The 12596-nt window shown below is 59.8% G+C and carries 12 protein-coding genes and 2 pseudogenes; 6 read left to right on the top strand and 8 right to left on the bottom strand.

All coding sequences use genetic code 11. The features are described 5' to 3' along the window. Positions 1-15: 15 nt before the first annotated feature. Positions 16-1074 carry a DUF2066 domain-containing protein gene (locus AB4N53_RS01280; RefSeq protein WP_460117576.1) on the bottom strand — a complete coding sequence of 353 codons (1059 nt, stop codon included), beginning with the start codon at positions 1072-1074 and terminating at the stop codon, positions 16-18. 373 nt (positions 1075-1447) lie between these two features. Here AB4N53_RS01280 and purM point away from each other — a divergent pair, with 373 nt between their 5' ends. From purM to AB4N53_RS01265, 3 genes are read left to right on the top strand one after another with little or no spacing between them, the layout of a single operon-like run. Then, positions 1448-2506, top strand: a complete 1059-nt coding sequence (gene purM, locus AB4N53_RS01275; RefSeq protein WP_460117574.1) for a phosphoribosylformylglycinamidine cyclo-ligase — start codon at positions 1448-1450, stop codon at positions 2504-2506. Beyond that, positions 2506-3156 (top strand): phosphoribosylglycinamide formyltransferase, encoded by a 651-nt coding sequence (gene purN / locus AB4N53_RS01270; protein WP_460117572.1) that lies wholly within the window; start codon positions 2506-2508, stop codon positions 3154-3156. The genes purM and purN overlap by 1 nt, the downstream gene beginning before the upstream one ends. A gap of 8 nt (positions 3157-3164) precedes the next feature. Next, on the top strand, positions 3165-3878 hold the full coding sequence (locus AB4N53_RS01265) for a DUF3108 domain-containing protein (RefSeq protein ID WP_016773693.1): 714 nt from the start codon (positions 3165-3167) through the stop codon (positions 3876-3878). 187 nt (positions 3879-4065) lie between these two features. On the opposite strand, the pseudogene AB4N53_RS01260 reads toward AB4N53_RS01265, so the two are convergent. The 3 genes and pseudogenes from AB4N53_RS01260 to AB4N53_RS01250 all read right to left on the bottom strand — a co-directional run. Further along, positions 4066-4659, bottom strand: a pseudogene (locus AB4N53_RS01260) (methyl-accepting chemotaxis protein); the annotation flags it as partial. A 309-nt stretch (positions 4660-4968) separates the two neighbouring features. Continuing rightward, a pseudogene (locus AB4N53_RS01255) lies at positions 4969-5628 on the bottom strand (MCP four helix bundle domain-containing protein); the annotation flags it as partial. Positions 5629-5829: 201 nt separating this feature from the next. Beyond that, positions 5830-6876 (bottom strand): amidohydrolase family protein, encoded by a 1047-nt coding sequence (locus AB4N53_RS01250; RefSeq protein ID WP_460117570.1) that lies wholly within the window; start codon positions 6874-6876, stop codon positions 5830-5832. 129 nt (positions 6877-7005) lie between these two features. On the opposite strand from AB4N53_RS01250, the gene AB4N53_RS01245 reads away from it, so the two are divergent. Both AB4N53_RS01245 and AB4N53_RS01240 read left to right on the top strand, forming a co-directional pair. Beyond that, the gene (locus AB4N53_RS01245; protein WP_460117568.1) at positions 7006-7422 is read left to right on the top strand and encodes an OsmC family protein; all 417 of its coding nucleotides are present in this window, start codon (positions 7006-7008) and stop codon (positions 7420-7422) included. A 61-nt stretch (positions 7423-7483) separates the two neighbouring features. Beyond that, complete coding sequence (locus AB4N53_RS01240; protein WP_460117565.1) at positions 7484-8347, top strand: pirin family protein; 864 nt, start codon at positions 7484-7486, stop codon at positions 8345-8347. Between the two features lie 137 nt (positions 8348-8484). Here the strand turns inward: AB4N53_RS01240 and AB4N53_RS01235 are convergent, their stop codons facing one another. The 4 genes from AB4N53_RS01235 to AB4N53_RS01220 all read right to left on the bottom strand — a co-directional run bounded on the left by AB4N53_RS01235 (position 8485) and on the right by AB4N53_RS01220 (position 12195). Then, on the bottom strand, positions 8485-9213 hold the full coding sequence (locus AB4N53_RS01235; protein ID WP_460117563.1) for a dienelactone hydrolase family protein: 729 nt from the start codon (positions 9211-9213) through the stop codon (positions 8485-8487). A 69-nt stretch (positions 9214-9282) separates the two neighbouring features. Beyond that, positions 9283-11187 carry a molecular chaperone HtpG gene (gene htpG, locus AB4N53_RS01230; protein ID WP_042607640.1) on the bottom strand — a complete coding sequence of 635 codons (1905 nt, stop codon included), beginning with the start codon at positions 11185-11187 and terminating at the stop codon, positions 9283-9285. Positions 11188-11269: 82 nt separating this feature from the next. Further along, entirely contained in the window at positions 11270-11722 is a 453-nt protein-coding gene (locus tag AB4N53_RS01225) for a PaaI family thioesterase (RefSeq protein ID WP_065615118.1), read from the bottom strand. Next, positions 11719-12195, bottom strand: coding sequence for a PaaI family thioesterase (locus AB4N53_RS01220; RefSeq protein ID WP_056783901.1), 477 nt, complete (start codon positions 12193-12195; stop codon positions 11719-11721). The genes AB4N53_RS01225 and AB4N53_RS01220 overlap by 4 nt, the downstream gene beginning before the upstream one ends. Positions 12196-12353: 158 nt before the next feature. Here AB4N53_RS01220 and AB4N53_RS01215 point away from each other — a divergent pair, with 158 nt between their 5' ends. Further along, entirely contained in the window at positions 12354-12590 is a 237-nt protein-coding gene (locus AB4N53_RS01215) for a hypothetical protein (protein ID WP_007959016.1), read from the top strand. Positions 12591-12596: the final 6 nt, after the last annotated feature.

Genomic DNA, 12596 nt, shown 5'->3' with positions numbered 1-12596 from the left:
TATATAAGGAAAGACTTACCAACGAAACCGCAACGACGGTGCCACCGCTGCCGGGGTTGGCGCTGCAATCGCAGGCGCGCCCTCGACGGCAGGCTGCGCCGGCGCCACTGGAGCCGGTGCTTCGGCAGGCAGCTCCTGCAACTTCGCCAGCGACAATTGCGCGCGCAACTGATCGGCGCTGCCATTGACCCGGTAGACGATGCGATCACCCTGCACGCTTTGCAGACGCACGCCGAACGGTTCGAGTAACCGCAGCAGCGCCGCATAATGCTCCAGATTCATGCCCTGCACTTCCAGAGTCTGCTGACCCGATGCGCCGGGCTTGGCGACAAATCGCGGCGCCAGACGCTCAGCCACTGCCAGCATCACCGCATCGGCAACGGCGGCCTGATCGGCGCCCTGCACGCTGCCGGCCTCTTTCTGATCACCGAGCCACAAGCGCCATTTCGCCTGCCACTGCCCGCCTTCTTCGCGCGCGTGCACCGCCAGCAAGGCGTCAGCGTTGTAGCGTTCCGAAGCATTGCGCAGGGGCGCGGGATCAGCGTTTTCCAGCGCCGGCGCGGTGGCAACCAGTTGCTCACTGAGATCAGCCAGTGGCAAACGCAGCGGCAAACCGCGATGTTGCGCGGCTGTGCGCAGCGACGCGGCTGCGGCCTGACCGTCGCCGACCAGACTTGCACCTTCGGTTGAATCGTTCAGCCACCAGCTTAGGATCGACGGCCGACTGGCGCCCCACACCGGCAAGCCGGCCCGGCGCAAGGCCTGCTCGGTGGTTGCCGGGTCGAAATCGACTTTCAGCACTTCCGGCGGCCCCGCGTCGAAACCGAACTGGCTGATGATCTGCTGCGGATCCTTGCGAATCGGTGCCAGCCCCGGGTTCTGCGCGGCTTTCGGGTCGCCGGTCAGGCGCAGCACCAGGGTATCGAGCGCCGCCTGCGTGGCGCGCTCGCGCTCCTCCGGCGCCTGGCCGTTGACCGGCTGACGCACCTGATACAGGCCTTTGAGGTTTTCGGCATGGCTCGCCAGGCTGACCAGTGTCAGGCAGCCTACAAATAACAATTTACAAAAACGCATGGAAAATTCCCGTCGACAGGAGCGGCTGGAACACGCCGCGTGAACCGTTTGAGCAAGGCTGTGACCCCCACCCCTGGCAAAACATTCACACAGTGGCGGTAAGTTTTTGCACTGTCCTAACGATAGACGGTTAATCGCCACACCTTATACAGGCAGTCATAACCTGCGATTGCAAAAAATTTCCGCCGATATGGCCCTGCCCGTCGGTGCGAGGATGGCCGCTGCCCCTCAAGCCTGATAAAATCGCGCGCCTTCGCAGACCGGCAACAGCCGGGCCCCTCGAAACTCGCGTGAGGCGATCGCCCATCGAGCTCGACGTTCCCGCTGAACTCGGTCGTTACCCCCTGAATCCCCTCCCCTAAAGGCCTGGATCATGAGCAAGCAACCCTCCCTGAGCTACAAGGACGCCGGTGTAGACATCGACGCCGGTGAAGCATTGGTCGAACGCATCAAGAGCGTCGCCAAGCGCACTGCGCGCCCGGAAGTCATGGGCGGCCTGGGCGGTTTCGGCGCCCTCTGCGAAATCCCGGCCGGCTACAAGCAGCCAGTGCTGGTCTCCGGCACCGACGGCGTCGGCACCAAGCTGCGTCTGGCGCTGAACCTGAACAAGCACGACAGCATCGGCATCGACCTGGTCGCCATGTGCGTCAACGATCTGGTGGTGTGCGGTGCTGAGCCGCTGTTCTTCCTCGACTACTACGCCACCGGCAAACTGAATGTCGACACCGCTGCCCAGGTTGTCACCGGCATCGGCGCTGGCTGCGAACTGTCGGGTTGCTCGCTGGTTGGCGGCGAAACCGCTGAAATGCCAGGCATGTACGAAGGCGAAGACTACGACCTGGCCGGTTTCTGCGTCGGCGTCGTGGAAAAGTCGGAAATCATCGACGGCTCGAAAGTCACCACCGGTGACGCCCTGATCGCCCTGCCATCGTCCGGCCCGCACTCCAACGGCTACTCGCTGATCCGCAAGATCATCGAAGTCTCCGGTGCCGACATCGAGAACACTCAGCTCGACGGCAAACCGCTGACCGACCTGCTGATGGCCCCGACCCGCATCTACGTCAAGCCGTTGCTCAAGCTGATCAAAGACACCGGCGCCGTCAAGGCCATGGCCCATATCACCGGTGGCGGCCTGCTCGACAACATTCCGCGCGTACTGCCAAAAGGCGCTCAGGCTGTAGTTGATGTGGCCAGCTGGACTCGCCCGGCCGTGTTCGACTGGCTGCAAGAGAAAGGCAACGTTGACGAAACCGAGATGCACCGCGTGTTGAACTGCGGCGTCGGCATGGTCATCTGTGTAGCTCAGGAGCACGTTGAAGTTGCCCTGAACACCCTGCGTGACGCTGGCGAGCAGCCTTGGGTCATCGGTCAGATCGCCGTGGCCGCCGAAGGCGCTGCGCAGGTCGAGCTGAAGAACCTCAAGGCTCACTGATGCCAAAGCCCTGTGATGTCGTGGTGCTGTTGTCCGGCACCGGCAGTAACTTGCAGGCTCTGATCGACAGCACGCGGACCGGCGACAGCCCGGTCCGCATCGCTGCGGTGATTTCCAACCGCGCCGACGCCTACGGCCTGCAACGCGCCCGCGACGCGGGTATCGCCACCCGCTCGCTGGATCACAAGGCATTCGAGGGCCGCGAGGCCTTCGATGCCGCGCTGATCGAACTGATCGACCAATTCAACCCCAAACTCGTGGTACTGGCCGGCTTCATGCGCATTCTCAGCGCTGATTTCGTGCGCCACTACCAGGGTCGCCTGCTCAACATCCACCCGTCTCTGCTGCCCAAATACAAAGGGTTACACACGCATCAGCGGGCGCTGGAGGCCGGCGACACGGAACATGGCTGCTCCGTGCACTTCGTCACCGAGGAACTCGATGGCGGACCACTGGTCGTACAAGCAGTATTACCGGTAGAGTTGCACGACACGCCGCAGAGTCTGGCGCAACGAGTCCACGCTCAGGAACACCTGATCTACCCGATGGCAGTACGCTGGTTTGCCGAAGGCAGGCTGACACTCGGTGACGAGGGTGCTTTACTCGACGGCCAGCTACTCGCCGCCAGCGGCCACTTGATTCGAAACTAGGAGATATTATGCGTCGCGCCCTGCTCTTCGCTTGCGCTCTGCTCGCCCTGCCCTTCGCGCAGGCAGCGGACCTTCAACCGTTCTCCGCCAGCTACACCGCCGACTGGAAGCAGTTGCCCATGAGCGGCACCGCCGAACGCAGCCTGACCAAGGAAGCCAACGGCGTCTGGAAACTCAGCTTCAAGGCGTCGATGATGATCGCCAGCCTGACCGAAGAAAGCACCCTGAAGCTGGACAAGGACACCTTGCTGCCGCAGTCCTACCACTTCGAACGCGGTGGTCTGGGCAAAGCGAAAAAAGCTGATCTGGACTTCGACTGGGCCAACAAGCTGGTCACCGGTACCGACCGTGGCGACGCGGTGAAGATCCCGCTGAACCGTGGCATGGTCGACAAGTCGACCTATCAACTGGCGCTGCAACATGACGTCGCCGCCGGCAAGAAAAGCATGAGCTATCAGGTCGTCGATGATGGCGAAGTCGACACCTACGACTTCCGCGTGCTGGGTTCGGAAAAGGTCGACACCAAAGCCGGCCAGATCGACGCGATCAAGGTCGAGCGCGTGCGCGACCCGACACAAAGCAAGCGCATCACCGTGCTGTGGTTCGCCAAGGATTGGGATTACCTGCTGGTGCGTCTGCAACAGGTCGAGACCGACGGCAAGGAGTACAACATCATGCTCCAGGACGGCACGGTCAACGGCAAGACTGTCAAAGGCAGCTGATCGCGCTGCTGGAACGAGAGCCCCGCAAATGCGGGGCTTTTTATTGCCCGCAGTTTTCGCAAACACATCATTTCCTGTAGGAGCTGACGAGTGAAACGAGGCTGCGATCTTTTGACCTTGATCTTGAGTCAACATCAAAAGATCGCAGCGTGCCGCAGCTCCTACAGGAATTTCGTCACCTGCTGATTCAGACAGAAAACCGCGCCACCATCCCGTTCAGATCCACTGCCAGGCGCGACAACTCCTGACTCGCCGCACTGGTCTGATTGGCCCCCGCCGACGTCTGCATCGCCAGATCTCGAATGTTCATCAGATTGCGATCCACCTCGCGCGCCACCGCCGCCTGCTCTTCCGAGGCACTGGCGATCACCAGGTTGCGCTCGTTGATCAAGGTAAATGCCGAGGCGATTTCCTCCAGGGCCGAGCCTGCGCTCTTCGCCAGCTCGAGGGTCGAGCGCGCCCGTGAGTTGCTCTGCTGCATTGAACTGACCGCCGAATCGGTGCCCTGCTGGATTCCGCCGATCATCTGCTCGATTTCCTGGGTCGACTGCTGGGTGCGATGGGCCAGCGCCCGTACCTCATCGGCAACCACCGCAAAGCCCCGCCCGGCATCGCCGGCGCGCGCCGCTTCGATCGCGGCGTTGAGGGCGAGGAGATTGGTTTGTTCGGCGATCGAGCGAATCACGTCCAGCACTTTGCTGATGCCATGAACCTTTTGTGCCAGCGCCTCGACCTGCGCGGCATTATTGGTGACATCGCCAGCGAGAAACTCGATCGACGTCACCGTCTGCTGCACTTGCTCGCGCCCTTGCCGGGCGATGCGGTCGGACTCACGGGAGGCTTCGGACGTGGCCACGGCGTTGTTTGCCACTTCCTCCACCGCTGCTGTCATCTGGTTGACTGCGGTGGCGGCCTGTTCGATTTCCTGGCTTTGCTGATGCAAGCCACGAGTGGCATCTTCGGTGACGCTGCTGAGTTCTTCGGCGGCCGAGGCCAACTGGGTGGACGACTCGGAAATGCGCCGGATCGTGTCGCGCAGATTGTGCTGCATGCTTTTCAGCGCTTGCAGCAGGCGCGCCGGCTCGTCTTTGCCAGCGATGTGAATGTCACCGGTCAAATCCCCTGCAGCCACCACTTCAGCCACGCTGAGCGATTGCGACAAAGGCACGACAATGCTGCGCGTCAGCAGCAACGCCAGGCCGACAGTAATCAGCGCAGCCATGGCGATCATTACTCCGACCCACAACCGCGACTGACTGAATACCAAGCGTGCGGCCTCGGTGGCCAGATTGGCATTGTGTTTATTCATCTCGACCAGATCGCGCAGCGTCACAGCAATTTCATCGGCCAGTGGACTCATCTGGTCATTGAGAATCGCCGAAGCGTCTGCCACCCGATTTTGCGCTGACAGCTGTAGGACTTGCGCCTGCAACTCCAGGTATTTGTGCTCGGCAACCTTGAATCGATCAAAGAGCGCACGCTCCTCCGGCACGGCGATCAACACGTCATAGCGCTGCTGCGCCTCGCTCAAGCCACTGCGCAGTTCGTTGAGCTTGGCGACATTCTGCTCCAGTGCCTTGGGGTCACGGTTGAGCAACAAGCGCATGGTCAGTGCGCGCAGACGCAGCATGTCCTGACTCATCTCCCCGACCGCCATCACACTCGGCAGCCAGTTGTTGTCGACTTCATCGGACTGTGCGCGCATGTTCGACATTTGCAGCAAGGCGAACGCCCCAAGGGCAAACACCATCAAGGCCAGCAGGCCGAAACCGATACCGGCGCGGGGGGCAATATTGAAACTACGGATATTCATCACTCTGGCTCCTTCCAAAAGCGCTGCATCAGCCTGCAGCGGGTTGCTTTAGAAGGTATCGGCATTGCTCCGAATTTGCGTAAGACGAAAAGGCGATAGGCAGACGAGCGGCTTGTTCGAACCCACGGCTTTGACGTTTCAGCGCGGGTCGGCGGTTTTTTTCGTATTGCGCGGCAATATCGCCAGGAAGTTGTCCCTTGCGACCTTTCGTGCAACCGCGTCCGGCAGCGCATCGAGAAATGGTTTGTAGCTGTGCATTTCCTCACCGAGCTTGTTGAACCGTCCTACGACGTCAGAGCCAAGCATGAAGCGCTCGGGATATTTCTCCACCAGCGCCAGCCATTGCGCGCGCGGCTTGCCCTGCTCGTCCAGCAGGTACGGCGTGAGCATGCTCCACGACAGGTCGATAAACAGATTTGGATAAGCCTCAAGCATGCGCGTCAGGGTCGGCAGGAGAAATGGCAACTGGGTCTGATGCCGATGGATCTCGGCACTGGTGCCAGCGTGCGCCCAGATGAAGCGTGTGTGCGGGTGATTGCGCAGCGGCTCTTCGACTTCCTTCAGATACAGCGGATTTTTCTCACGCTTGGAGGTGATGTTGGAGTGCAGCATCACCGGCAGATCATTTTCGGCGGCGAGGTGATAGATCTTGGTCATTGCCTCATTATTGGCCCGAGGCGTGTCGCCGGCGGTCAGCGCGGTCAGATCGTCGTGTCGGGTAAACACCTCGCCGATGCCCTGCCACAACCCCGGATACAGGTCGAGCATGCGCTGGATGTGCGCGGCGGAGTTCTTGTCGTTGGGATTGAAGCCGGACAGGAATGGATAAAAGTACTGGCGTTGCTCCGGCGCGAGTTTTTGCACCGCATCTGCAACGATCACGTCAGTGGCGCTGTACCAATAGGCATCGGCGTCATCGCCGGCGTAGTAGCGCGGACGCTTGGGTTCGTCTTCGTGCCATTTTTTCGCCACGGGAATGCCGGAAATCATCACGTGCTCGATGGAATTTTCTTTCATGGCCGTGAGCAATTTCTGCATGCCGGCGCTTTCCTGGAAAAAATCCACGTAATGCAGGTGCGCATCGCTGTAGGTGTATTCGCGGGCACTGGCGCTGCCAGCGAACAGCAGCAGACAGGCAAGACTCAGACGAGACAAGGACACAAGTAATCTCCGGCAGATGGGCATAGCCTAGACCGCGCCCGAACGACAAGGGTTCATCCCTGCCGAAAAGCGGAACGCCCACTGCCGGGAATGCTCTATAACTGCAAGGTCTGCTTTGATCGAACGATTTCTCCTGCCGCCTGTGAGGTTTCCATGACTGTTACCGTCAATACCGTCTCTGCTGAAGGTTTTCGTCACACCGTCCAGATCGACGACCATGAATTGTTTGCCGACGTACCGAAAACCGCCGGTGGTGAAGGCTCCGCGCCAGAGCCACACGACTACTTCGACGCCGCCCTCGGCGCCTGCAAAGCGCTGACCCTGAAGATGTACGCGAAGAAGAAAGACATCCCGCTGACCGGCGTGGGCGTCGAAGTGAAGCGCGACAACAGCGAAGAGCAGAAAGGCAAATACGCCCTGCATGTCACCCTGACGCTCAAAGGCGTGCTGACCGACGCCCAGCGTGAGGAGCTGCTGCGAGTCGCCGATCGCTGCCCGATTCACAAATTGATGACCACCAGCGACGTCAGCATCGAAACCCACGCGCCACAAGGCTTCGACAGCCAATAAACCTCCTGATGCCAGCGGCGGGTTATGCTTCTGGCATCACCCGTTCAGCCTGGAATGCACCATGGACACGCCACTCCTGATCATCCGCCCGCGCGCCGAAGACGTCGAAGGCCAGCCGATCCTGCGCCCGCTGCCGTCAGCCAAATGCCGCAACGTCGGGCCTTTCGTGTTTTTCGACCACATGCTCGAGACGATTTATCCGACGGGTAAAGGCATGGATATCCGACAGCATCCGCACATCGGTCTGTCGACGCTTACCTATCTGTTCGAAGGGCAATTGCAGCACAAGGACAGCCTGGGCTCCGACCAGGTCGTCGCTGCCGGCGATGTCAGCTGGATGACCGCTGGCAGCGCCATCGCCCACGTCGAGCGTACGCCTGCGCCCCTGCTCGCCGAGACCTTCACCCTGCATGGCTTGCAAGTCTGGCTGGCTTCTCCCAAAGAACACGAACAGGGCCCGGGGCATTACAGCCATCACCCGGCAGAGACGTTGCCGGTCAGCGATAGCCTCGGCGTGCAGATTCGCATGATTGCCGGGTCAGGCTTTTGCCTGGAATCGCCGGTGCCGGTGCTTTCTCCTACATTGTACGCCGAAGTGAAGATGCAGACCGCGACCACACTGCTGATTCCCACCGAGCATGAGGAACGCGCGGTGTATGTGCTGAACGGCGATGCGCAGTTGAATGGCGAGGCGATCGAGCCGCATGCGCTGGTGGTATTGCCTGCCGGCGAAGAGATGAGTCTGTTTGCCGAAAGTGATGTGCACGCGGTGGTATTCGGCGGCGCACCGCTGGACGGGCCTCGGCGGATCAATTGGAATTTCGTTGCGAGTGATCCGGCGGCGATTGATGAGGCACGGCGCAAGTGGGCGGCCAGGGATTGGCCGACAGTGCCGGGGGAAGTCGAGCGGATCGAATTACCCTGAGATTTGTAGAGGGCCTCAGTCAGTCTTCGCGAGCAGGCTCGCTCCCACAGTGGTTAGTGATGCATTCCCTGTGGGAGCGAGCCTGCTCGCGAAGAGGCCAGATCAGACACCGATCAAGTCAGCTCCTGAAAACTGACTCAGCCGTTGAACACTTCATCCAGCAAATCATGCATCGACTTGAACGCGCGCTTGGCGGTCTTTTCGTCGTACATCATCTTGCCAGGTACGTTGGCGTGCGGATCGGTAAACGAATGCACCGCGCCGCCGTAGCTGAGCAGTTGCCAGTCGACCTTCGCCGCGTTCATTTCATCTTCGAACGCCGGCAGTTGCTCCTTCGGCACCAACGGATCGGACGCGCCGTGCAGCACCAGCACCGAGCCCTTGATGTTCTGCGCATCCGCCGGATTCGGCGAATCCAGCGTGCCGTGGAACGACACCGCCGCTTTTACCGGCGCGCCCGTGCGGGCGAGATCCAGCGCACAGCAACCACCGAAGCAGAAACCGAACACCGCCAGTTTCGACGTATCCACCGCCGCTTCGCCCTGGCTCTGCAATTGCTCGAAAGCCACTTGCAGACGTTTGCGCAGCAGCGCGCGGTCGTCCTTGAGCGGCATCATTGCCGCCAGCGCCTCGTCTGCGTTCTGCGGACGTACGGTCTGGCCGTAGACATCCGCGATCAGCACCACGTAGCCCTCGGCCGCCACCGCTTTGGCGATGTCTTCAGCACCGGCGCTGACGCCCATCCAGTTCGGCGCCATCAGCAACCCCGGGCGCGCAGCTTTGTGCTCGGCGTCGAAGGCAAGGCGACCTTCATAGGCCTGGCCGTCAATCTGATAGACCACGGAACGTACAGTGACTTGGCTCATTTCTGACTCCTGATTGGGTAAACACCAGAACGAAAAAACCCGCCGAAGCGGGTTTTTCCTACGACGTGATCAAACCGACAGTTCAACCAGCAGCTTGTTCAGACGGCGCACATAAGCGGCCGGATCCTTCAAGCTGTCGCCCGCCGCCAGAGCGGCCTGATCGAAGAGGATGTGCGACAGGTCGCCAAAACGCTCTTCGCTCTGCTCGCCATCGAGTTTTTCGATCAGCGGGTGGCTCGGGTTGAATTCGAAGATCGGTTTCGAATCCGGGACTTTCTGCCCGCTGGCCTCGAGGATCTGGCGCATTTGCAGGCCCAGGTCCTGTTCGCCGATGGCCAGAATTGCCGGCGAATCGGTCAGACGATGCGACACGCGAACTTCAGCGACAGAATCGCCCAGCGCAGTTTTCAGACGCTCGACCAGGCCTTCTTTGGACTTGGCGACTTCTTCCGCAGCTTTCTTGTCCTCTTCCGAGTCCAGGTTGCCCAGATCGAGGTCACCGCGCGCCACGTCGACAAAAGTCTTGCCGTCGAATTCGCTGAGGTAGCTCATCAGCCACTCGTCGATACGATCGGTCAGCAGCAGCACTTCGATGCCTTTCTTGCGGAAGACTTCCAGGTGCGGGCTGTTCTTGACCTGCGCGTACGTTTCGCCGGTGAGGTAGTAGATCTTGTCCTGACCTTCCTTGGCGCGGGCCAGGTAGTCAGCCAGACCGACAACCTGCTCGCCGTCGTCGCCCTGGGTCGATGCGAAACGCAGCAGACCGGCAATTTTCTCTTTGTTGGCGAAGTCTTCTGCCGGGCCTTCTTTCATCACCTGACCGAAGTTCTTCCAGAAGCCCTTGTATTGCTCAGGCTCGTTCTTCGCCAGTTTTTCCAGCATGTCCAGAACGCGCTTGGTCAGTGCGGTTTTCATCGAGTCGATGATCGGGTCTTTCTGCAGGATCTCACGCGACACGTTCAGCGACAGGTCGTTGGAATCGACCACGCCTTTGATGAAGCGCAGGTACAGCGGCAGGAACGACTCGGCCTGATCCATGACAAACACACGCTGCACGTACAGCTTCAGGCCTTTCGGCGCTTCACGCTGGTACAGGTCGAACGGCGCGCGGGCCGGCACGTACAGCAGCGAGCTGTACTCAAGCTTGCCTTCAACCTTGTTGTGGCTCCACGACAGCGGATTTTCGAAATCGTGAGCGATGTGTTTGTAGAACTCCTGGTATTCCTCGTCTTTGACTTCAGTGCGCGGACGGGTCCACAGGGCGCTGGCACGGTTGACGGTTTCCCATTCAACGGCTGGAGCCTCTTCGCCTTCGGCCGGAGTGACTTCCTTCGGCAGCTCGATCGGCAACGCGATGTGGTCGGAGTACTTCTTGATAATGTTGCGCAGACGCCAGCCATCAGCGAATTCGTCTTCACCGGACTTCAGGTGCAGGACGATGCGGGTACCGCGCTCTGGCTTGTCGATGGTGGCGACTTCGAACTCGCCCTCGCCTTTCGACGACCAGTGCACGCCTTCGCTGGCGTCGGTGCCGGCGCGACGGCTGTAGACATCAACCTTGTCGGCAACGATGAAGGCCGAGTAGAAGCCGACACCGAACTGGCCGATCAGGTGCGAATCTTTCTTCTGATCACCGGACAGGTTTTTCATGAAATCGGCGGTGCCGGACTTGGCGATGGTCCCCAGGTGGGTGATCACATCGTCACGGTTCATGCCGATACCGTTGTCTTCGAGGGTGACGGTCTTGGCGTCCTTGTCGAAGCTCACACGGATTTTCAGGTCAGCGCCACCTTCGAGCAACTCAGGCTTGGCCAGGGCTTCGAAGCGCAGCTTGTCGACAGCGTCAGAGGCGTTCGAGATCAATTCGCGAAGGAAAATTTCCTTATTCGAATACAGCGAATGGATCATGAGGTGCAGCAGCTGCTTTACCTCGGTCTGGAAGCCCAGGGTTTCCTTTTGAGTTTCCACACTCATGGTCATCAAACTCCAATCAGATGGCAGTGGCCGCGACCCGAAATGGTCTGCGGCGGGTTGTCTTGTGAGTTTGGGGCGCTGTTCAGGATTTCAAGGGCTCATCGATTTTGAAGTGCGCGCGGGCGGTGGCGATCGGTTCGCCCTCGGTACTCTGCCACGCCGTGACCGCGACGTTGGCCACGCGCCGGCCCTGACGGCAGACCTGACACCTGGCCCAGGTGTCGCGAAACTGCCCGGCGCGCAGGTAATCGAGGGAAAAATCGATGATCTTCGGCACACCCGGCGTGCCGGTAAAAATCAGCAAATGCAGGGCTGCGGCCAGCTCCATGAAGCCGGCAATCACCCCGCCATGGATCGCCGGCAATAAAGGGTTACCAATGTTGTCCTTGTTCGCCGGCAGCTTGAACAGCAACTCATCGCCGACTCGCGAGCACTCGATACCGATCAACCCGGCGTAAGGAATCAATGCCAGCAGCGGCGCGTAATCGCCTTGCGCGTGGGCCTGTTGCAGCTGCTCCCTGAGATCGTCGCTCATTGGCTGGCCCCTTTGATAGCGCCTGCGAAGCCTTTGCTGCCCTTCAAACCGATGCCCATGCGCATGAATGTGCCGACGACGTGGGCAATCGGTTGCTCGGGATCGTCCTGGTAGGCAAAACCCCGGGCAAAGATCACGTCGGTGGTGACGCGGTAGCACTGGGCGAAGCCGTACACCGCTTTGTGCGGTTCGGCGGCGTGCATGTAGTCGATGCGCAGATCAAGGGTCGGGCAGACTTCGAACTCTGGCAGCACGCACAGGGTCGACATGCCGCAAGCGGTGTCCATCAACGAAGTGATGGCGCCGCCATGGATGACTCCGGTTTCGGGATTGCCGACGATTTTTTCGCTGTAAGGCAGGATCACCGTCAGCCCTTCGCTGGAGGCACTGTGCACTTGCAGACCCAAGACCTGACAGTGGCGCAATGCCGATAAAAAGCGCGTCGCGCGCTCAAAAACGGGGTTTTCGGCCATGTGATAATTACTCGCGTTTGGGCCTTGTGCCAGTAGTGAGGAAAGCGGCAAAAGTTCCGTGATAAAACAAACTTATATATCTGAAACAATTGAGGAACTTAACCTGTAGCGCCGAGTTCTTAAGGCCAGTAGTTATTTTCCATAAGGAGAAACACCCCATGCGTAAGACTTTAGCTATTGCCTTGATGTTGACCGCTTCCCTCGGTCTCGCTGCCTGCGATAAAAAATCCGAGGACAAAGCTCAAGATGCCAACCAACATGCTGAGCAAGCTCAGCAAGACATGAACAAAGCTCAGGATAAAGTGAACGACGCAGCAAAAGAAAACGCCGAAGCTGCCAAAGCTCAGGCTGAATCGAACGCCGCTGCTCAAGAAGAAGCCGCCAAAAAGCAATAAGCTTTC

It is taken from the genome of Pseudomonas sp. H3_E04, assembly GCF_054668915.1.
This window is presented reverse-complemented; position numbering and strand designations above follow the sequence as displayed.

What these genes read in the sequence shown, in the direction of transcription:
- AB4N53_RS01280 (WP_460117576.1), bottom strand. Translation starts at nt 1,074, where the DNA reads ATGCGTTTTTGTAAATTGTTATTTGTAGGCTGCCTGACACTGGTCAGC.
- htpG (WP_042607640.1), bottom strand. Translation starts at nt 11,187, where the DNA reads ATGAGTGTGGAAACTCAAAAGGAAACCCTGGGCTTCCAGACCGAGGTA.
- AB4N53_RS01245 (WP_460117568.1), top strand. Translation starts at nt 7,006, where the DNA reads ATGACTGTTACCGTCAATACCGTCTCTGCTGAAGGTTTTCGTCACACC.
- AB4N53_RS01240 (WP_460117565.1), top strand. Translation starts at nt 7,484, where the DNA reads ATGGACACGCCACTCCTGATCATCCGCCCGCGCGCCGAAGACGTCGAA.
- AB4N53_RS01235 (WP_460117563.1), bottom strand. Translation starts at nt 9,213, where the DNA reads ATGAGCCAAGTCACTGTACGTTCCGTGGTCTATCAGATTGACGGCCAG.
- AB4N53_RS01225 (WP_065615118.1), bottom strand. Translation starts at nt 11,722, where the DNA reads ATGAGCGACGATCTCAGGGAGCAGCTGCAACAGGCCCACGCGCAAGGC.
- purN (WP_460117572.1), top strand. Translation starts at nt 2,506, where the DNA reads ATGCCAAAGCCCTGTGATGTCGTGGTGCTGTTGTCCGGCACCGGCAGT.
- AB4N53_RS01250 (WP_460117570.1), bottom strand. Translation starts at nt 6,876, where the DNA reads ATGCCCATCTGCCGGAGATTACTTGTGTCCTTGTCTCGTCTGAGTCTT.
- purM (WP_460117574.1), top strand. Translation starts at nt 1,448, where the DNA reads ATGAGCAAGCAACCCTCCCTGAGCTACAAGGACGCCGGTGTAGACATC.
- AB4N53_RS01220 (WP_056783901.1), bottom strand. Translation starts at nt 12,195, where the DNA reads ATGGCCGAAAACCCCGTTTTTGAGCGCGCGACGCGCTTTTTATCGGCA.
- AB4N53_RS01265 (WP_016773693.1), top strand. Translation starts at nt 3,165, where the DNA reads ATGCGTCGCGCCCTGCTCTTCGCTTGCGCTCTGCTCGCCCTGCCCTTC.
- AB4N53_RS01215 (WP_007959016.1), top strand. Translation starts at nt 12,354, where the DNA reads ATGCGTAAGACTTTAGCTATTGCCTTGATGTTGACCGCTTCCCTCGGT.